We start from the raw sequence: 19,035 nt of genomic DNA, 5'->3' as shown, positions 1-19,035 counted from the left end.
GCCGCTTCGCTGCGCTGCGCCGCCGGGCGCATCTCCCGGCATACGGCGCATCCCGCACCAAGCAGAAAATTCATACCGAATCAGCCTACAGCGCCCGCCAGTCAAGCGCCAGTAGCTATCAATAGTCTAGCTTGCAGCCTGCGGCCGGCGCCTTCCCAGCCACACCAGCGCACCACCCACCAGCAGCAGCGCCGGCAGTGACCCCCTATTCAGCCAGGCCCAGCCCTGCGTCGTCACCAGCGCCCCCGAGGCGAAGGAGGTGAACGCCATGGTGGCGAACACGCAGAAGTTGATCGCCGCCTGCGCGCGGTCCTTTTCCTCCGGCCGCCAGGCTTGCAGCGCCAGCGTGGTGCTGCCGGTGAACAGGAAGTTCCAGCCCACGCCCAGCACCAGCAGCGCGATGAGGAACTGGTGCAGTTCCACCCCCGACAGCGCGATCGCCACGCACACCCCGTTCAGCGCCACGCCCGCGCCCATCACCGGCAGCGCGCCGAAGCGCTTGATCAGGCCGCCGGTGAAGAAGCCCGGCGCGAACATGCCGATCACGTGCCACTCCAGCACCAGCGCCGTGTCCCTGAAGTCGAAGCCGCACACCTGCATCGCCAGCGGCGTGGCGGCCATCAGCAGGTTCATCACGCCGTAGCCCAGCGCCGCGCCCAGCGCGGCCACCACGAACACCGGCTGGCGCATGATCTCGCCCAGCGGCCGGCCGGCCGGCGCGCCCGCCACCTTGGGCGGCGCGGGCGGGAAGTCGATGGCGCTCACCACCGCCATCGCCAGCACCGCCACCCCCGCCAGCGACAGGTAGGCGCCGACGAAGGGCGCGGGCAGCAGCGCGCGCGTCCAGTTGGCCAGGTTGGGGCCGACGACGGCGCCGATCAGCCCGCCGGCCAGCACCAGCGACACCGCCCGCTCGCGCCAGTCGGGCCGCGCCAGCTCGGCGGCGGCGAAGCGGTAGAGCTGGCCGTTGGCGTTGTAGTAGCCGGCGATCACGGTGGCCGCCACCAGCAGCGGGAACTGGCGCGTCCAGGCGGCGAAGGCGGCCAGCAGCGCCGAGCCCAGCGCCACCAAGAGGCCGATCTGGAACGAGCCCTTGCGCCCCAGCCGCGCCTGCGCGCGCGCCACCAGCGGCGCGGCGATGGCCCCGCCCACCACGTAGCCCATCACCGGCAGCGTGGCCATCCAGCCGAACGGCGCCAGTTGCAGCCCCACCAGCCCGTTGATGGCGACGAAGGTGATGTTGTTGACCAGGAACAGGCCCTGGGCCAGGGTCAGCAGCAGCAGGCGGCGGTTCATGCCGCCCAGTGTAGGAGGTATGGCTGCTACTGATGAAATAGCTGCCAGCGCTTGCTGGATGGGCGCTGGAGGCCGATTTGGCTATGAATCCGCTTTGCCGAGCTGCCGCACCAGCGCCCAGGCCATGCCGCCCAGCGCCAGCACGCCCGCCAGCAGGATGGCCCACAGCGTCCAGCGCCGCACGTCGCGCTGCGCGCCGGGCGCGGTGGTGGGCACGGCGGCGGGCTGCGGCGCGGGCGCCGCCAGCGCGGCGGCGGGCAGCCGGGCCTGCGCGCCGGGTTCGTGGCCCGGCATCAGGCTGGGCAGCGGCAGGCTGGCGGCGGGCGCGTCGGCGCGGCCGGCCGCCAGCGTGAAGGGCGGCGGGCCGCTGGCGACGAACACGATCTGCACCGGCGCCAGCCAGGCCGTCACCTGCGGCGGCGCGGCGAAGCCGGGCGAGGCGGCGTCGGCCTCCACGCGCCATTCGCGCCAGGCCGCCGGGCCCAGCTCCAGCGGCGGGCTGTGCTGCGTGCGCCCGTCCTGCGCCAGGCTGAAGACGACGTGGCGGCCCAGCGGCGTCCACGGCTGCTCGCGCTGCTGGCGCGCCAGCACGCGCACCGGCACCAGGGCGGCGGCGCCGTCGGCACGGATGTCGAGCGCCGCCAGCGGGGTGGCGAAGGGCAGCCGCCATTCGAGCACGCGCGGGTCGCGCCCGGCGCCTTCGGGCAGCGCCAGCGGCACGGCCACGCGCGCGGGCGCGGCCTGCGGCGGCTGGGGCAGCAGGCGCACGCCGCGCAGCGCCACGGCGCCGGGCGCGGCGGCGTCCCAGGTGATGCGCAGGGTGCGCGCGTGCAGCGTGGCGCCGTTCAGGGGCACGCGCGCGGGCGCCGCCACCGCGCCGTCGGCGCCGCGGTAGGCGGTGGCCTCGCCCAGCGGCTGCCATTGCCGCAGGTCGGTGCTGGCGTGCAGGCGGAAGGTGAAAGGGCGCGCGGCGGGCCAGTCGGCGTCCAGCTCGACGGCTTGCAGCGCGGCCTTCTGCTCGCGCGTGTCCACCAGGGCGCCGATCAGCGTGGCGTCGGCCGCAGTGGGCGCGGAAGGGGTGTCGAGCCGCACCACGCGGCCGCCGGGGCCGTCTTCCACGCGCAGCGACAGGCCGGCGGTGGTGGCGGCCTGCGCGTCGGCCAGGATCGGCAGCGCGGGCAGGGCGATGGCGGCTGGCGCGGGCGCGCGGGTGTCGGGGCTGGCGCGGTCCAGCGCCAGCGGCACCGGCTGGCCGGCACCGTTGAACACGCGCAGGTCGCGCAGGTCGGCGGTCTGTATTTGCGCCAGCACCTCGGCCGGCAGCGGCAGGCGCGCCAGGCTGGTGGCGGCGGGCAGTTGCAGGGGCCAGCGCGCGGCGTAGCCGTCGGGCGTGTCGGCGGGCGCGGCGATGGCGACGGCGACGGCGAGGGCCGGCGCCAGGGCCAGCGCGAAAGCGAAGCGGCGCAGCGTCATGATGTTTCCTCAGCCTAGAAACGGCAGTTGAACGCGCTGCCACCCGACAGGTGAACGTGATCGAAGCGATGAAGGTCAATGTCCATGCGGTACTCGTGAAGATGACAAGCGGTCAACTGCCGTTTCTAGGCTCGGCACGCGCCCGCGCCTTCGGCGGCAGCGGCGCGAGGTAGCCCACCACCAGCATCAGCAGGCCGACGCCGATGAAGGCGACGATGCGCTCGCCGCCGCCCCGGTTGGACAGATCGACCAGCACCAGCTTGACCACCACCAGCGCCAGCAGCGCCGCGCCGGCCAGCCAGGCCGGGCGCTGCCCGCGCCGGTGCGCGGCCACCATCAGCGCCAGCGCGGTCAGTGTCCACAGAATGGCGTAGCCGGTCTGCACGACGAAGCTGTCGTACAGCGCATCGGCGTCCCACGGCACGCCGAAGAAGTGGTGCGCCACGCGCAGCCACACCGTGCTGACGGCCACCAGCCCCAGCAGCCCGATGGCGCCCCAGAACACCGGCCCCGCCAGCCGCGCGGCGCCGGCCGGGCGCGGCGCGGCCGCCAGCACCGTGCCGCGCCACAGCAGCAGCGCGCCGATGGCCAGCAGCACCGCCAGGTCGGTCGGGTTCAGCAGCGGGATGTAGGGCAGCGGCGCGGTGCGGCCGGATGAAGTCCAGGCCAGCGCGAACGCGCCCAGCCACAGCAGCAGCGCCAGCGGCGCGGCGGCGAACCAGTAGTACGCCTCGGCGTGCGGGTTCCGCGGCCAGCCGAAGCGCTGGCGCGTGTCGGCGCGGTGGGCGCGGCCGGCCCAGCGCGTCAGCGCGAACAGCACCGCCGTGCCCGCCACCACCCCCGCCACGCTGGCCCAGGCCGTGCCCCACAGGCCGCCGCGCTCCGCCCAGCCGGCCAGGGCGTCGCCGATCAGCAGCACCACGAGCCACACCGTGCCGGTGTGCTGCCAGCCCAGCCAGCGGCGCCAGCGCGCGGTCAGCAGGTCGCCCGCCTGCTCGTTGCGGCGCAGCAGCCCCACGTGGAAGGCCAGCGCCAGCGGCCAGCCCAGCGCCGCCGGCCAGTCGATGGCGTGCTGGCCGCTGCCCCACTGGCCGAGCAGCGCCAGGGCCAGCACCGGCAGGCTCAGGCGACTGGGCCAGGCAGCGGCCGGCCAGGCCGCGCGCCGGGCCCAGGCCAGCAGCGCGGCGGACGACAGCAGGGTGACGCCCGTCATCAGCCACAGCGCCACGGGCGCCGTCCAGGCGGGCTGCGCCCACTGATCCGCTACAGGCGCCGGCACCGTGCGCGCGAACTCCATCGACCAGGCTTGCAGCCACATGGCGAAGCCGTAGAGCAGCAGCGGCGTCGGCAGCCGCGCCTCCAGCGCCGCGTAGCCCTGCGCCCAGCGCGAGCCGCCGTGCGGCAGCGGCCGGCGCGCCCACCCCGCGATGGCCATGGCCGGCAGCGCGATCAGCAGCGCGCCCAGGAAGGCCGGATGCGCCAGCGGCCAGCGGCTGATGGGCGTGCCCAGCGAACCGAAGTAGCTGAAGGCAGCCAGCCCTTGCAGCAGCAGCCCGAAGGCGCGCGGCAGCCAGCGCGCCTGCCGCGCGCCGACCCAGAACGCCGCCGCGCCCTCCAGCGCCCAGACCGCGCTGGTCCAGCGCGCGTCCAGCGCCAGCGGCACCGCCAGCGTGCCGAAGCCCACGCCCAGCGCCAGGAAGCATTCGGCCAGCACGCGGTAGCCCTCGCCGCGCCGCAGCAGCAGCGCGGCCAGCACCAGGTAGACGGCGCCGAAGGCCAGCGCCGAGAACGCCTCGCCGTACGGGAACGGCTGCACCAGCCCGACTTGCAGGCCGAAGCCCAGCAGCGGCGTGCCGAACACCAGCGTGCTGTCCACCGCGCGGCTGGTGCCCCAGCCCAGGCGCAGCGGCGTGGCGCGGGCGTAGAGGATGGCGGTGGCGATGTAGATCGCCATGAACGCGGCCAGGAACGCCTGCGCGCTGGCGTAGTGCTCCACGCCGTAGCGCGACCAGCCCCAGGCGCCGGCGGTGCCGAAGGTGGCGGCGAAGCCCAGCAGGTTCAGCGCGCGCCAGGCGCGCCGCGTGGCGATGAACAGGATCGCCAGGTTCAGCAGCGTGAAGTAGCCGAACAGCGCCACGTGGCTGCCGCCGCCGCTGGACAGCAGCAGCGGCGTGGCGAAGCCGCCGGCGAACGCCATGAAGGCCAGCGCCCGCGCGTTCTGCAGCAGCGCCAGCGCGCAGCTGAAGGCGCACACCAGCCCCATGAAGGCGAACGCCGCCCCCTGCGGCACCAGGTGGTAGAGCCGGAAGGCGGCGAACACCGTCAGGTACAGCACCGCCACGCCGCCGCCCTGCATCGCCAGGCCGAAGCCCGGCCGGGCCGCGCGCTGGCGGAAGCCGACGGCCAGCAGCGCCACGCCGACCGCGCCGATGGCGGTCAGCCGCAGCTCCACCGGGAACAGGCCGGCCTGCGCCGCGTAGCGCGCCAGGAAGGACAGGCCGATGAACAGGATCACCAGGCCCGCCTTGACGATGGGGTTGCCCTGCACGAGCCAGTGGCGCACGCCGGCCACGGCCTGCTCCAGCGGACTGGGGGCGCGCGGGGCGGAGGGGGGTGGAGGCGGTGGCGCGGGGGCGTCCGGCACCGTGTCGCCGAAGAAGGAGTCGGGCGCGTCGTCTCCCACCGGCGCGGATGGCGGCGTGGCCGTGCGGACGGCGGCGGGCGCCACGGGCGTCTGCCCCACCGCGAGGTCGTTCGCCGGGCTTTCCGCGGCCTGCGGGGCAACCGCCGGCGCCGCCTGCCGCGCGGCGGCGATCTCCTTGCGCACCACGGTGCGCACGGCCCGGCGCAGGCTCCAGCCCGCGGCCAGGCCCAGCAAGGCGCCCGGCAGCCAGAGGATCTCGCCCCAGTCCGGCCACAACGCACCCAGAACGGCGCCCCACACGGCTCCCCAGATCAGCATGTCCAACACCCTCGTTCGTCGAAGGGCGCCATTGTGCGGCCGGCGCGCCGGCGGGCGGCACCGGGGCCTGCGCGGTATCGCGCGGCGAGACTCAGGGGAGCGTCAGCGCGGCCAGCGCCGCCAGCGGGGCGGTCTCGGCGCGCAGCACGCGCGGGCCCAGGCCGACCGGCTGCCAGCCGGCGGCCAGCGCGGCGGCCTGCTCGGCGGGCGACAGGCCGCCTTCGGGGCCGGAGAGCAGCGCCACGGGTTGATCGGGCGCCAGGGCCGCCAGCGCTGCGCTCAAGGGCGTGGCCGCCGCGTCCAGCGACAGCAGCCAGCGCACCGGGCCCGCCGGCACTGCCAGGTACTCCTGAAATGAGAGCTGCTCGCGCACGTCCGGCAAGCGGTTGCGGCCACTTTGTTCACAAGCGGCGACGGCCACGGCCTGCCAGTGGGCGCGCTTCTTCGCCGCCCGCTCGCCGGCCAGGCGCAGGCTGGCGCGCTCGGTCAGCAGGGGTTGCAGGCTGGCGGCGCCGAGCTCGGTGGCCTTCTCGGCCAGCCAGTCCATGCGCTCGGCCGCCATCAGGCCCACGGCCAGGTGCACGGCGCGCGCGGCCTCGCGCTCGGCGGGGTCGTGCGCCTGCACCTGCACCTCGACCTCGCTGCGGCCCATGCGGGTGATCTGCGCCGACCACTCGCCGCCCGCGCCGTCGAACAGCGTCACCGCGTGGCCCGGTTGCAGGCGCAGCACCTGGGCGTGGCGCGCGGCGCCGGGCGGCAGCGCCAGGCGGGCGCCAGGCGCGAGGCCGGGCGGGTGAGGCGGCGGAACGTGAAATCGTGGCATGGCGGCGCGTGATGGTACGTCTAACATCGCGCCACCATGCTCGCCCGCCTCGCCCCCACTCCCGCCGCCTGCCCGTCCTGCCGCGGGCCGATGGACGCGCGCCAAGTGGCGGCGCACGGCGGCGGCACGCTGGAGCTGGACCTGTGCCACGCCTGCCACGGCATCTGGTTCGACGCCAACGAGAACCTGCGCATGGCGCCGGCCGGCGTGGTGGCGCTGTTCCGCCAATTGCACGAGCACCGCGCCGACCCGCAGGCGCCGCTGGCGCGCGCCATGAACTGCCCGCGCTGCCGCCGCGCGCTCACCGAGGGCTCGGACGTGGTGCGCTCGGGCCGCTACGTCACCTGGCGCTGCCCGCAGCGGCACGGGCGCTTTTCCACCTTCTCGTCGTTCATGGTCGAGAAGGGCTTCGTGCGCCAGCTCACCCCCGTCGAGGTGGCCGACCTGGCCGAGCGCCTGCGCGTCATCCACTGCGGCGGCTGCGGCGCCGCCGTGGATCTGCGCCAGGACCACGCCTGCCCCTACTGCCGCGCCGCCTTCTCGCTGCTGGACCCGCGGGCCGTGGAGCGCGCCCTGGCCGGCTACGGCCGGCAGGCCGAGCGCGCCGAGGCAGGCGCCCCGCCGCCCGACCTGGCCGACGCGCTGATCAGCATCGAACGCGAGCGCGAGCGCGCCCGGCGCGAGGCGCAGCAGGAGCGCTGGCAGGGCAAGGGCTCGCCCGCCGATGACCTGTGGGTGGCCGGGCTGAACCTGGTCTGGACCTGGCTGACGCGCCGCTGATGCTACTTTTTAAGTAGCTGCCAGCGCAGTGCTGGCGGGCACTGGAGGCCGATTGGGCTTGAAAATCGCGGCTCACGCCCGCGCCGGCAGCACCGTCCCCCGGCATTCGCCGAAGCCGATGCGCGCGGCGCCGGGTTTCTCGCACCAGCCGCGCAGGATCACGGTGTCGCCGTCCTGCAGGAAGCCGCGCTGCTCGTCGCCGCCCACGGGCACGGGCTGGCGCCCGCCGTGCGCCAGCTCGATCAGCGCGCCGGCCTCGCCCGGGCCGGGGCCGGAGATGGTGCCGCTGCCCAGCAGGTCGCCGGGCTGCAGGGCGCAGCCGCCGGCGGTGTGGTGGGCGATCATCTGCGCGGCGCTCCAGTACTGGTGGCGGAAGCTGGTGCCCGACAGCCGCGCGGGGCCGCGCCCCTGGCGCCGCGCCTGCTCGCTCTCCAGCCACACCTCCAGCCGGATGTCGAAGGCGCCGCCGGCGCGGTTGGCGGGCGCGTCGAGGTAGGGCAGCGGCTGCGGGTCGGCGGCCGGCCGCGTCCAGGCCGTGCGGTAGGGGGCCAGCGCGTCCAGCGTCACGATCCAGGGCGAGACGGTGGTGGCGAAGTTCTTGGCGTGGAAGGGGCCCAGCGGCGCCATCTCCCAGGCCTGGATGTCGCGCGCCGACCAGTCGTTGAGCAGGCCGACGCCGAACAGGTGGCGCTCGGCCTCGCCGACGGGAATGGGCTGGCCCTGCGCGTTGCCGGGGCCGATCCAGAAGGCCAGCTCGCACTCGTAGTCCATGGCGGCGCAGGGGCGGAACACCGGCGCGCCGGCGCCCGGCGGCATGGCCTGGCCGAGCGGGCGGTGGAACTGCTGGCCGCTCACGCCCAGGGTGGAGACGCGGCCGTGATAAGCCTGCGGCAGCCAGCGGAAGTTGGGCGTGATGTCGCCGCCCGGCATCATGATGCGCAAGCAGTTCAGGGCGTGGTCGAGCGAGGTGTAGAAGTCGGTGTAGTCGCCGACGCGCGCGGGCAGCGCGTATTCCACGCCGGACAGCGGCAGCAGGCAGGCGCGCGCCGTGTCCTGGCCTTTGGCGCCTTCGCGCAGCAGATCGAACAGCGCGCGGCGCAGCGCGCGCCAGGCGTCGGGGCCGGCGGCCATGAAGCGGTTGAGCGTGGGCTCGGCCGCCAGGGCCAGCGCGTCTTGCGCATCACCTTTCAGCAGGCCCGAAGCGGCCAGCGCGGCGAGGTCCAGCGCCTGGTCGCCGATGGCGACGGCGCCGCGCAAGGCGTCATGGGTGCCGCGCCGGCGCAGCACGGCGAAGGGCAGGTTCTGGAGGGGGAAGTCGCACCCGGCCGCGCTGGCCGCCGCCAGCCAGCTTCTTGCCTGGGGGTCGTGGGTGTGATCGAGTGCCACGGATTCTCCTGATTTGATAGCTGCCAGCGCTTGATGGGCAAGCGCTGGAGGCACTTTTTGCTTATAAGAAGGTCAGGCCGACGCGGGCAGCAGCGCGTCGTCGAAGATCGCCACCGCGCGCGTCCAGCCGGCCGAGGCGCCGCGGATCTTGTGCGGGAAGCACGAGATGGTGAAGCCGTCGGGCGGCAGCGCCTCCAGGTTGTGCAGCTTCTCGATGTGGCAGTAGCCGATGTCGCGGCCGGCCTTGTGGCCTTCCCAGATCAGGCCGGCGTCGCGGCTCTCGGCGTATTTCTCGGCGGTGTAGACGAAGGGCGCGTCCCAGCTCCAGGCGTCGGTGCCGGTCAGGCGCACGCCGCGCTCCAGCAGGTACATGGTGGCCTCGTAGCCCATGCCGCAGCCGGCGCTGACGAAGTCGTCATGGCCGTAGCGCGAGCCGGCGCGGGTGTTGACGACGACGATCTCCAGCGGTTTCAGCGTGTGGCCGATGCGTTTCAGCTCCGCTTCCACGTCGGCGGCGGTGACCACGTAGCCGTCGGCGAAGTGGCGGAAGTCCAGCTTCACGCCGGGCTGGAAGCACCACTCCAGCGGCACCTGGTCGATGGTGATGGCGGGTCTTTTCTCGCCCAGCGCCTTGTCCATGGTGCTGTGGAAGTGGTAGGGCGCGTCCAGGTGCGTGCCGTTGTGGGTGGACAGCTGCACCATCTCCACCGCCCACACCTCGCCGTCGGGCAGGTCTTGCTGCTTCAGGCCGGGGAAGAACGGCGCCATCTGCTCGAACGAGTTCTGGTGGTTGAAGTACTCGATCTTCGGCGCGAAGGCCGGCGGGTCGGAGATGACGTCGTTCTCCAGGTAGATCGACAGGTCGATGAACTTGCGGGGCATGGGGCTCTCCTGTGGGACGTGGGCAAGGCGGAGGATACGTGCCGATGCGTCAATCGACCTGGATGTGGTTGTCGCGCACCACCTTGGCCCAGGCCTGGGCGTCGTTCTTCAGGAACTGCTGGAAGTCGGCGGGCGAGCCGCCGGCCGGCACCAGGCCCAGGTCCTTCAGGCGCTTCTGGAACTCGGGCGTGGCGATGATCCTGCCGGCCACGTCGTTGAGCTGGGCGACCACGGCCGCGGGCGTGCCCTTGGGCGCCAGCAGGCCGTGCCACGAGTCGCCGACGAAGCCCTTGAAGGTCTCGTTCACCGCCGGCACGTCGGGCAGCGACTCCACCCGCTGCGGCCCGGTGACGGCCAGCGCGCGCAGCTTGCCGGCCTGGATGTTGGGGATGGCGGTGGTGGTGGGCTCCATCACGGTGGTGATGAGGCCGGCCATCAGGTCGGTGGTGGCGGTGTCCTTGTAGGGCACGTGGGTCATCTGGGCGCCGGCCGCGTTCAGCAGCCGCACCATGGCCACGTGCGTGCCCTGGCCGATGCCGTAGCTGGCGTAGTTCAGCTTGTTGGGGCTGGCCTTGGCCGCGGCCATCATGTCGGCCAGCGTCTTGTAGGGCGACTGGGTCGAGGTGACCACCACGTAGGGCACCGAGAGCACGCGGATCACCGGCACGAAGTCCTCCGCCTTGTAGGGCAGCGACTTGTACACGTAGGGGTTGATCGACGTGGTGTTGTTCACCGTGTAGAGCAGCGTGTGGCCGTCGCCCGGCGCCGCCGCCACGGTCTGCGCGCCGATGATGGTGCTGGCGCCGGCCTTGTTCTCGATCACCACTGGCTGGCCCAGGGCCTTGGCCATCGGCTCGCTCATCAGGCGCACGATGACGTCGGGCGACGAGCCGGCGCCGAAGGGCACGACGATGCGGATGGGCTTGCTGGGGAAGGCGCCCTGGGCCGCCGCCGCCAGCGGCATGAGCGCGGCGGCGCCGGCGGCGAGCGCCGCGAGCGCATGCCGCCGGGTGGAGGCCGTGGCGGACAGGGGGGAAGGCGTGGGGTGGTTCATGGTTGTCTCCTGTGAATGGTCTTTTGGGGGCCAGGGGGAAAGGGCTCAGGAAGCGGTCTGCCAGTGCACCATCGGCAAGCCGGGCACGGGCGATCGGAAACAGGGAATCGTCGTGCCGAGCAGGCTGCCCAGGTAGACGGTGCGCAGGTCGGGGCCGCCGAAGGTCAGGCTGGCCATCCAGGGCGCGATGGTGCCGCGCGCACGCTGCATGTCCTCGGCCGTCAGGGTGCCGGCAGCGGTCTTTTCCCGCAGGTTGCGGCTGGCGGCCGGGTCGCCGTCGTCCAGCAGCAGGCGCTTGTCGCCCTCGGGTGTGAGGGCGATGAGCTGGTCGACCATGATCAGCGTGCACCACAGGTTGCCGAAGCTGTCGAAGGCGATGCCGTCGGGGCTGCCGCCCAGGTGCGAGGGGCCGAACACCTCGCGGTCGGTCAGGCGCACGCCGTCGGCGCGCGATTCGTCCAGGCGCATGCGGGTAATGTGCGGACCGGTCGTTTCCACGATGTACAACCACTCTTCCTTCGCGTCCAGCCGGACCTCGTTGGTGAAGTAGAAGCCATCGGCCACCACGCGGATGCCGCGCTCGTCGATGACCGCGATGTAGCCGTCGCACACACGACTGGCGGCGGCGGCCGTCCACGGGTTGACGCGGGTCGATACGGTGAGCCAGATGCGCTGTCTGGAGTCGCGCAGCACGAAGTTGACCTTGCCGATGGGCTGGCCGTCGATCCGGTCGTACAGCGTGCGGGTCTGACCGTCGCGAGTCATGATCTCCAGCAGGTCGGTGCCGAAGTTGGAGATCAGGATGTCGCCGTTGGCGGCGAAGGCCAGGCCGTTGGGCAGGGTGCCGGTGGTCAGCTTGGCCTCCAGCGCCTCGGCGGTGCCGCCGGCGCCGGCGGCGAAGCGCTCGTCCGCGCGCTGGCCGATGAAGCGCTGGGAGCCGTCGGCGGCGATCCGCGTCACGCCGCCGCGGGCGTCGGCACACCACAGCGTGCCGTCGGGCTCGGCGAGGATGCATTCGGGCCGCTGGAGATCGCGGCCGACGGTGCGGATCCGGGTGCGGTCAACGGTGAAGCCGTCGAGGGGATTGGCTGCGGGCATGGTTCGCTCCGAGTGGTGGAAACGCTTGTATCAAACGAATGTATGAAACAAGCATAGTGACCGCTTTGCTCGAAACAAATCGGGGATTACCCGGATGCGTGCGTGAGACGGATCAGCCCGGCGGCGTGCGGCTGGGCGCGCCGATGGCGGCCGCCAGGTAGTCCGCCAGGGCCTGCCGCAGCGCCGGACGGTCGGCGCCGTCGAGCCGGCCCATCGACATCGTCGCGATGCGGCTGGCGTCGCGGTCGCTCGCGGTGAGGATCACCGTGTTGTAGGTCAGCATGTAGCGCCAGTAGAAGTCGTCGGGGGCCACGTTCGGGCAGGCCAGGGCGAACGCGGCAATGTACGCCCGGGCCAGGGGATCGAAATGTTTACGGATGATGCGGGCCGTCATGTCGCTGGGGCTGACGCGGTCCTTGATGAGCAGCTGCACCAGCACCGCGCCGTCGGTGGCGCTGGCGTCGTCGTCCAGGTAGGGCGCGATGAAGGTGTCCAGGATGGCTGGCAGGGCGGGGCGCCGCCCGGCGCGGCGCGCTTCGTCCAGCACCTGGCCCAGGTTGGCCAGCCGCCGCGCATTGACCCGCTCGGCCAGGCTGTCCAGCACCGCCTCGCACAGGGCTTCCTTCGTGCCGAAGTGGTAGTTGACCGCCGCCAGGTTCACGCCGGCGGCGCTGGTCAGCTCGCGCAGGGCGACTTTTTCCATGCCCTTCTCGGCGAATAGCCGCGTGGCGGCCGCGACGACCCTGGCCTTCGTATCGCTCGAGGGGTCGAACGTGCGTTTGATCTCCATGCCGCGATGGTAATCACCCGGCGTCAGCCCTGACGGAGCGCCATGCCGCATGCGCTGGGCCTGGCCCCTATTTGCCTGGCACGTGCGCGCCTCGTGGCATGCGTGTGCGCCCGCCATGGGCATGCAACGCGTCCGCCAGGCCGAATCGGCGCCGACTTGCCCGGCAACCGATCGATTCCGGCCCGCCGATTCCGCCATGTGCAGCCCGGGGCCGGCTACGTTTTGAACAATCGTTTGATAATTTGAATGAACGTCCCCGGAAACCGATCCCCGCATGCTGGCTTACCAAACCGTTCCCGTCACCCCGTTTCAGCAGAACTGCTCCATCGTCTGGTGCGGCGCCACCCGCCAGGCCGCGGTGATCGACCCCGGGGGCGAGCTGCCGCGCATCGAGGCGGCGGCGCGCGAGCTGGGGGTGGAGCTGGCGCAGATCTGGCTCACCCACGCCCACATCGACCACGCCGGCGGCGCGGGCGAGCTGGCGCGGCGCCTGGGCCTGCCCATCGTCGGCCCGCACCCGGGCGACCAGTTCTGGATCGACGGGCTGGCCGAACAGTCGCGCATGTTCGGCTTTCCGGCCGCCGAGCCCTTCACGCCCGCGCGCTGGCTGGCCGACGGCGACACCGTCACCGTGGGCCGGGAGACGCTGGCCGTGCGGCACTGCCCGGGCCATACGCCGGGGCACGTGGTCTTCCACGCGCCCGGGGCGAAGCGCGCCTTCGTGGGCGACGTGCTGTTCGCCGGCAGCATCGGCCGCACCGACTTTCCGGGCGGCAACCACGCGCAGCTGATCGCCAGCATCCGCGAACGCCTGTGGCCCATGGGCGACGACACGGTGTTCATCCCGGGCCACGGGCCGGAGAGCAGCTTCGGCGCCGAGCGCCGCTTCAACCCCTTCGTGCGCGGCTGAAACCGTGCGGTAGTGCCGCCAGGCGTGGTGCCGGCGCGTCATTGCAAGGGCCTATCGCACGGCCGGCGCGGCATGTGAATGGGTCACAAGCCGCGCGGTAGCCGTTTACAGCGCGCCGGCTCCCGCCCTCCCTAGACTGCGTTCATCGTCAAACCACCGCATGGAGGAACAAATGGAAGCTGTCGCCATGGTCAGGGAGAGGCCCCACCCACCCGTCAAGACCGCAAAGGCCGACGACCTGCAACCCGGCTTCGTGCTGCGGCTGCTGGACGAGATCGACTACGGGCTGGTGGTGGTCGATGTCCAGGGGCGCATCCAGCACGCCAACCACCTGGCTCGGCACGAGCTGGCCACGGGCCGCCTGCTGTTCTCGAACCAGGACGGCGCCGTGGCGGCCTGCAATGCCCAATTGGGCGAGCAGCTGATGGCGGCGATCCAGGGCGCGGCGAAAGGCCGCCGCCGCCTGCTGTACCTGACCCACGGCGGGCACTGCCTGCCGGTGGCGGTCATCCCGCTCGTGCATGAGTTCGAAGGGCCGCAGGCCAGCGTCATGCTGGTGATGGCGCGCCAGCGCGTGGGCGACAACCTGGCGCTGCAGATGTTCGCCCGCGAGCACTGCCTGACGCCGACCGAGGAATCCGTGCTGCGCGCGCTGTGCGATGGCCGGGAGGTGGACGAGATCGCCGTGCAGCACGGCGTGGCCGAGTCCACCGTGCGCACCCAGGTGCGGTCGCTGCGCAGCAAGACCGGCGCCCATGGCATCCGGCAGCTCGTGCAGAGCGTGCTGGCGCTGCCGCCCGTGGTGCCGGCCCTGCGCGCCGAAGACCGCGGCGCGCGGTGCGGCGCGCCCGCCGGGCTGCGCTTTGTATGATGGGGAATGCCCGCATTCGGTAACGCTTCTCCTCTTTCTTTACCACCTGGGGTGCCGCTGCCGCCGGAAGACGCCGACGCGCACGTCGAGGCGCTGGCGGCGCGCGGCACCGAGCGCCATTTCCGGCGCGGCACGCTCATCATCCAGGAGGGCGAGCGCGGCGACACGCTCTACATCGTGCGCTCGGGCCGCCTGCGGGCCTTCATCGCCAGCGAAAGCGGCAAGGAGCTGACGCTCGGCCTGTACGGCCCGGGCGAGTACGTGGGCGAGATGTCGCTGGACGGCGGCCCGCGCTCGGCCAGCGTGGAGGCGGCCGAAGCCTCGGTGTGCGCCCTGATCACGCGCCAGACCCTGCTGGGCTACATCGCCGAGCAGCCGGACTTCGCCCTCGACATGATGGCGCGCCTGATCCGGCGCGCGCGCCTGGCCACCGAGAACGCGCGCAGCGTGGCGCTGATCGACGTCTACGGCCGGCTCACGCGCCTGCTGGATGCGCTGGCCGGCCCCGCCGACGCGCAGGGTCAGCGCGTGCTCGCCGAGCGCGTGACGCACCAGCAGATCGCCAGCCACCTGGCCTGCTCGCGCGAGATGGTCAGCCGGCTGCTGAAGGATCTGCAGGTGGGCGGCTACATCGCCACCCGCGAGCGCCGGCTGGTGCTGCTGAAGCCCCTGCCTGCCCGCTGGTAGCCGCGCCTGCGGCCCCTGGTGCCGGGCCGGGCGCCGGCGGCGCTGCCGAGCGGCTTGTTGTCCGGGCGTCGCAGAGGCGGCACATGGCGCGTGAATAATAGTCCGCGATGAACACTTCCGACACCGCGCGCCCCGGCTGGCGCAGCGCCGTGCGCGTGTACCTGGCGCCCGAGAGCCTGCGCATGCTGACGCTGGGCTTTTCCGCCGGCCTGCCGCTGCTGCTGGTGCTGGGCACGCTGTCGTTCCGCCTGCGCGAGGCGGGGGTGGACCGCTCCACCATCGGCTACCTGAGCTGGGTCGGCCTGGCCTATGGCTTCAAGTGGGCCTGGGCGCCGCTGGTGGACCGGGTGCCGATCCCGCTGCTGACGCGTGCCCTGGGCCGCCGGCGCAGCTGGCTGCTGGTGTCGCAAACAGGGGTGATGGCGGCGCTGGTGGGCATGGCGCTGGCCGACCCACGCGCGGCGCTGGCGCCGCTGGTGTGGTGCGCGCTGGCGGTGGCCTTCGCCTCGGCCACGCAGGACATCGCGCTGGACGCCTACCGCATCGAATCCGCCCCCACGCAGGCGCAGCCCGCGCTGGCCGCCACCTACCAGACCGGCTACCGCCTGGCGATGATCTGGGCCGGCGCCGGCGTGCTGTGGCTGGCGGCGCGCGCGCAGGGCGCGAACGCGGGCTACGACAACGCGGCCTGGCAGCTGGCCTATTTCGTGATGGCGGCGTCGATGCTGGTGGGCGTGGCCACGGTGCTGGTCTCGCCCGAGCCGCTGCCGCTGCCGCTGGCGCCCGCGCGCGACGCCGCCGAATGGGTGCGCGGCGCGCTCATCGAGCCGTTCGCCGACTTCTTCCGCCGCTACCAGTGGCACGCGGCGCTGATCCTGGCGCTGATCGCCGTCTACCGCATCAGCGACGTGGTGATGGGCATCATGGCCAACCCGTTCTACGTGGACATGGGCTACACCAAGGACGAGGTGGCGGCCGTGACCAAGGTCTACGGCGTGGCGATGACGCTGGCCGGCGCCTTCGTCGGCGGCGCGCTGGCGCTGCGCTTCGGCGTCATGCGCATCCTGATGCTGGGAGCGGTGTTGTCGGCGTTCACCAACCTGCTGTTCGCGTGGCTGGCGGGTTTCGGCCACAGCGTGCCGGCGCTGATCGCCGTGGTGTCGGCCGACAACCTGGCCTCGGGCATCGCCTCGGCGGCGTTCGTGGGCTACCTGTCGAGCCTGACCAACGTCAGCTACTCGGCCACGCAGTACGCGCTGTTCTCCTCGCTGATGCTGCTGCTGCCGAAGCTCATCGCCGGCTTCTCGGGCGACTACGTCGATGCCTTCGGCTACGCGGGCTTCTTCACCAGCACCGCGCTGCTGGGCCTGCCGGTGCTGGTGCTGGTGGCGTTGGCTGCGCGCGTGCGGAGTTCAGAGCCAAAAGTGCCTCCAGCGCCCGTCTGACGAGCGCTGGCAGCTATGAAAATAATAGTACTCGGCGCCAAGGCGCGGTTTACTTATCTTTACCCCCGGTTCAAAGCGGGCTGCCCCGCGCGGGCGATCATGAACATCTTTGGTTCTTTGAGGACGGCATGAGCCCCCGCCCGGCCGCTCCGAAGGGGGCTCGCACCGCAGCGCGAAGCACGGAGGTTATTGAATGCACACCCAGCGCCTGTTGATGATCGAGGACGACGCCCGCCTGGCCGCGATGGTGCAGGAATACCTGACGCAGTCGGGCTATGCCGTCACCCACGCGGCCGACGGCGAGAGCGGCCTGGCGGCGGTGCAGGACAAGCCGTTCGATCTGGTGGTGCTCGATCTGATGCTGCCCGGCATCGACGGCCTGGAGGTGTGCCGCCGCATCCGCGCCCTGCCCGGCGAGGTGGCGCGCGTGCCGGTGCTGATGCTCACCGCCAAGGGCGACCCGATGGACCGCATCGTCGGCCTGGAGCTGGGCGCCGACGACTACCTGCCCAAGCCCTTCGAGCCGCGCGAGCTGCTGGCGCGCATCCGCGCCGTGCTGCGGCGCCGGCAGCCCGGCGACGCGCCCGAGCGCACGCTGATGCGCTTCGGCGCGCTGGAGGTCGACCGCGACGCGCGCATCGTCACCGTGGCCGGGCAGAGGGCCGAGCTGACCAGCTACCAGTTCGACCTGCTCGTCACCCTGGCCGAGCGCGCCGGCCGCGTGCTGACGCGCGAGCAGATCATGGAGGCCGTGCGCGGGCGCGAGCTGGAGGCGTTCGACCGCAGCATCGACGTGCACATGGGCCGCATCCGCGCCGCCATCGAGGCCGACGTGAAGAACCCCAAGCGCATCCTCACCGTGCGCGGCGTCGGCTACGTGTTCGCCAAACAGCAGGATTGACGATGCCCACCCCCAGGCTGCGCGGACTTCGTTCCGCTTCGCCACCCCCCTCCAGTGGGCACATCCAGCGGCCCGGCCAAGCCGGTTCCGCGGATGTCGCTGACATGGCCTGCTCCGCGGCCTCCAGCCCCGGCGTCTGCGTCGGCCGCCGTGCGGCTCTGACGCGGGCGGTCAATCCATGATCAAGCTGTTCACCCGCCACCTCTACGTGCGCATCTGGCTGGCCGCGCTGGCCGGCGTGGTGGTGGTGGTGCTGGCCGCCGCCTGGGCTTGGCGCGTGGCCGAGGAGCAGCGCAGCGTGCCGCTGCCGCGCGAGGTGACCCTGAGCAGCGTGGACCAGGCGCGCGTCGGGCGCGGCACCGCGCTGCGCACCAGCCGGCCCGGCGAGGCGGCCGAGTTCCTGATCACCATGGAGGACGGCCGCCGCTTCACCATGGAGTTCGGCCCGCGCCAGGACCGCCGCGTGCCGCCGCCCTGGCTGCACCCGCAGACCGGCATCTTCTGGCTGCTCGGCATGGTGGGGCTGGCCACCGCCGTGGGCCTGTTCCCCATCGTGCGCCGGCTCACCCAGCGGCTGGAAGCCTTGCAGCGCGGCGTGCAGCGCTGGGGCGAGGGCGATCTGTCGGCGCGCGTGGCCGAGGACGGGCAGGACGAGGTGGCCGACCTGTCGCGCCGCTTCAACGCCGCCGCCGCTCGCATCGAGCAGCTGATGGACCGCCAGGCCGCGCTGCTGCAATCGCAGAAGTCGCTGCTGGCCAATGCCTCGCACGAGCTGCGTTCACCGCTGGCGCGCATCCGCATGGCGCTGGAGCTGATGGGGCCCCCACGCTCCCCTGCCGCGCAGGGTGCGCTGCCCGCCGAGGGGGCCGGGCCCGCCTTGGGGCGGCCCGGCGGTGGGCTGTCCGGCACCGCCGCCGGCGCCAGCGCGCGGGCGGAGATCTCGCGCAACATCGCCGAGCTGGACCAGCTGGTGGACGAGATCCTGCTGGCCAGCCGCCTGGACGCGCGCGAGGCCGACCTCGGCACGGTGGAGCCGGTGGACCTGATCGGCCTGCTGGCCGAGGAATGCGCGCGCGTGGGCGTCGAACTCACGCTCGGCCCCGGCACGCTGGAGGTGGTGGTGCCCGGCGTCGCCAAGCTGCTGCGGCGCGCCGTGCGCAACCTGCTGGAGAACGCGCTGCGCCACGGCGGCCGCACCGGCCGCGCCAGCGAGGTCGCCGCCGAGCTGGGCACGGCAGGCGGCCAGGCCGTGCTGCACGTGGACGACCGCGGCCCCGGCGTGCCGCCCGCCCAGCGCGAGCGCATCTTCGAGCCGTTCTACCGCCTGCCCGGCGCCAGCGAGCGCGAGGGCGGCGTCGGCCTGGGGCTGGCGCTGGTCAAGTCCATCGCCGAGCGCCACCGCGGCCAGGTGCGCTGCGGCAACCGCGAAGGCGGCGGCGCGCGCTTCACGCTGCATTTGCCGCTCGTGTGACATTTTTCGAGGGTGATTAATCCATAAGAATTGGAAAAATCCCGGGAATCCCCTGAATGCGGGAGTGCTTTCGTATCCACCAGCGTATACAGTTGTATCCATCGCTGTCACACCGATTCGCTGCGGGTCGTCCAGAAGTACCGCAGGGCGGCTCGCCACGAGGCTACAAGAAGAGAACTCAGGCTTTGACTCATCAGCCGCCGCGA

16 protein-coding genes are annotated in these 19,035 nt (G+C 72.7%); 7 read left to right on the top strand and 9 right to left on the bottom strand.

What is annotated here, in order from left to right:
• Positions 1–126: 126 nt before the first annotated feature.
• From QM772_RS09880 to QM772_RS09865, 4 genes are all read right to left on the bottom strand, one after another.
• Complete coding sequence (locus QM772_RS09880; protein WP_415135950.1) at positions 127–1,296, bottom strand: MFS transporter; 1,170 nt, start codon at positions 1,294–1,296, stop codon at positions 127–129.
• An 81-nt stretch (positions 1,297–1,377) separates the two neighbouring features.
• The gene (locus QM772_RS09875; protein ID WP_415135948.1) at positions 1,378–2,769 is read right to left on the bottom strand and encodes a DUF3999 domain-containing protein; all 1,392 of its coding nucleotides are present in this window, start codon (positions 2,767–2,769) and stop codon (positions 1,378–1,380) included.
• A gap of 112 nt (positions 2,770–2,881) precedes the next feature.
• Entirely contained in the window at positions 2,882–5,731 is a 2,850-nt protein-coding gene (locus QM772_RS09870; RefSeq protein ID WP_415135946.1) for a DUF2339 domain-containing protein, read from the bottom strand.
• A gap of 91 nt (positions 5,732–5,822) precedes the next feature.
• A complete protein-coding gene (locus tag QM772_RS09865) occupies positions 5,823–6,554 on the bottom strand; it encodes a 16S rRNA (uracil(1498)-N(3))-methyltransferase (RefSeq protein WP_415135944.1) in 732 nt (243 codons plus the stop codon).
• 36 nt (positions 6,555–6,590) lie between these two features.
• On the opposite strand from QM772_RS09865, the gene QM772_RS09860 reads away from it, so the two are divergent.
• A complete protein-coding gene (locus tag QM772_RS09860; protein WP_415135942.1) occupies positions 6,591–7,334 on the top strand; it encodes a zf-TFIIB domain-containing protein in 744 nt (247 codons plus the stop codon).
• Positions 7,335–7,406: 72 nt separating this feature from the next.
• Here the strand turns inward: QM772_RS09860 and fahA are convergent, their stop codons facing one another.
• The 5 genes from fahA to QM772_RS09835 all read right to left on the bottom strand — a co-directional run bounded on the left by fahA (position 7,407) and on the right by QM772_RS09835 (position 12,544).
• Complete coding sequence (gene fahA / locus QM772_RS09855) at positions 7,407–8,720, bottom strand: fumarylacetoacetase (RefSeq protein WP_415135940.1); 1,314 nt, start codon at positions 8,718–8,720, stop codon at positions 7,407–7,409.
• A gap of 72 nt (positions 8,721–8,792) precedes the next feature.
• Positions 8,793–9,602 (bottom strand): cyclase family protein, encoded by an 810-nt coding sequence (locus tag QM772_RS09850; RefSeq protein ID WP_415135938.1) that lies wholly within the window; start codon positions 9,600–9,602, stop codon positions 8,793–8,795.
• Between the two features lie 49 nt (positions 9,603–9,651).
• Entirely contained in the window at positions 9,652–10,656 is a 1,005-nt protein-coding gene (locus QM772_RS09845) for a Bug family tripartite tricarboxylate transporter substrate binding protein (protein WP_415135937.1), read from the bottom strand.
• Positions 10,657–10,701: 45 nt separating this feature from the next.
• Positions 10,702–11,754, bottom strand: a complete 1,053-nt coding sequence (locus QM772_RS09840; protein ID WP_415135935.1) for an SMP-30/gluconolactonase/LRE family protein — start codon at positions 11,752–11,754, stop codon at positions 10,702–10,704.
• 112 nt (positions 11,755–11,866) lie between these two features.
• Positions 11,867–12,544: a TetR/AcrR family transcriptional regulator gene (locus tag QM772_RS09835; RefSeq protein ID WP_415135933.1), complete on the bottom strand. Its 678-nt coding sequence runs from the start codon at positions 12,542–12,544 to the stop codon at positions 11,867–11,869.
• Between the two features lie 274 nt (positions 12,545–12,818).
• On the opposite strand from QM772_RS09835, the gene QM772_RS09830 reads away from it, so the two are divergent.
• From QM772_RS09830 to QM772_RS09805, 6 genes are all read left to right on the top strand, one after another.
• Positions 12,819–13,454 carry an MBL fold metallo-hydrolase gene (locus tag QM772_RS09830; RefSeq protein WP_415135931.1) on the top strand — a complete coding sequence of 212 codons (636 nt, stop codon included), beginning with the start codon at positions 12,819–12,821 and terminating at the stop codon, positions 13,452–13,454.
• Between the two features lie 172 nt (positions 13,455–13,626).
• Complete coding sequence (locus QM772_RS09825) at positions 13,627–14,325, top strand: helix-turn-helix transcriptional regulator (RefSeq protein WP_415135929.1); 699 nt, start codon at positions 13,627–13,629, stop codon at positions 14,323–14,325.
• Positions 14,326–14,331: 6 nt separating this feature from the next.
• Positions 14,332–15,012: a Crp/Fnr family transcriptional regulator gene (locus QM772_RS09820; protein WP_415135927.1), complete on the top strand. Its 681-nt coding sequence runs from the start codon at positions 14,332–14,334 to the stop codon at positions 15,010–15,012.
• A 107-nt stretch (positions 15,013–15,119) separates the two neighbouring features.
• Positions 15,120–16,457, top strand: coding sequence for an AmpG family muropeptide MFS transporter (locus QM772_RS09815; RefSeq protein WP_415135925.1), 1,338 nt, complete (start codon positions 15,120–15,122; stop codon positions 16,455–16,457).
• A gap of 193 nt (positions 16,458–16,650) precedes the next feature.
• Positions 16,651–17,358 (top strand): response regulator, encoded by a 708-nt coding sequence (locus QM772_RS09810; protein ID WP_415135923.1) that lies wholly within the window; start codon positions 16,651–16,653, stop codon positions 17,356–17,358.
• A gap of 178 nt (positions 17,359–17,536) precedes the next feature.
• Entirely contained in the window at positions 17,537–18,829 is a 1,293-nt protein-coding gene (locus QM772_RS09805) for a sensor histidine kinase (RefSeq protein ID WP_415135921.1), read from the top strand.
• Positions 18,830–19,035: the final 206 nt, after the last annotated feature.

The organism is Ottowia sp. (genome assembly GCF_047601385.1).
Classification (GTDB): domain Bacteria; phylum Pseudomonadota; class Gammaproteobacteria; order Burkholderiales; family Burkholderiaceae_C; genus Ottowia.
Note: the sequence above shows the minus strand (reverse complement) of the source record. Positions and strands in the feature narration are given on the sequence as shown.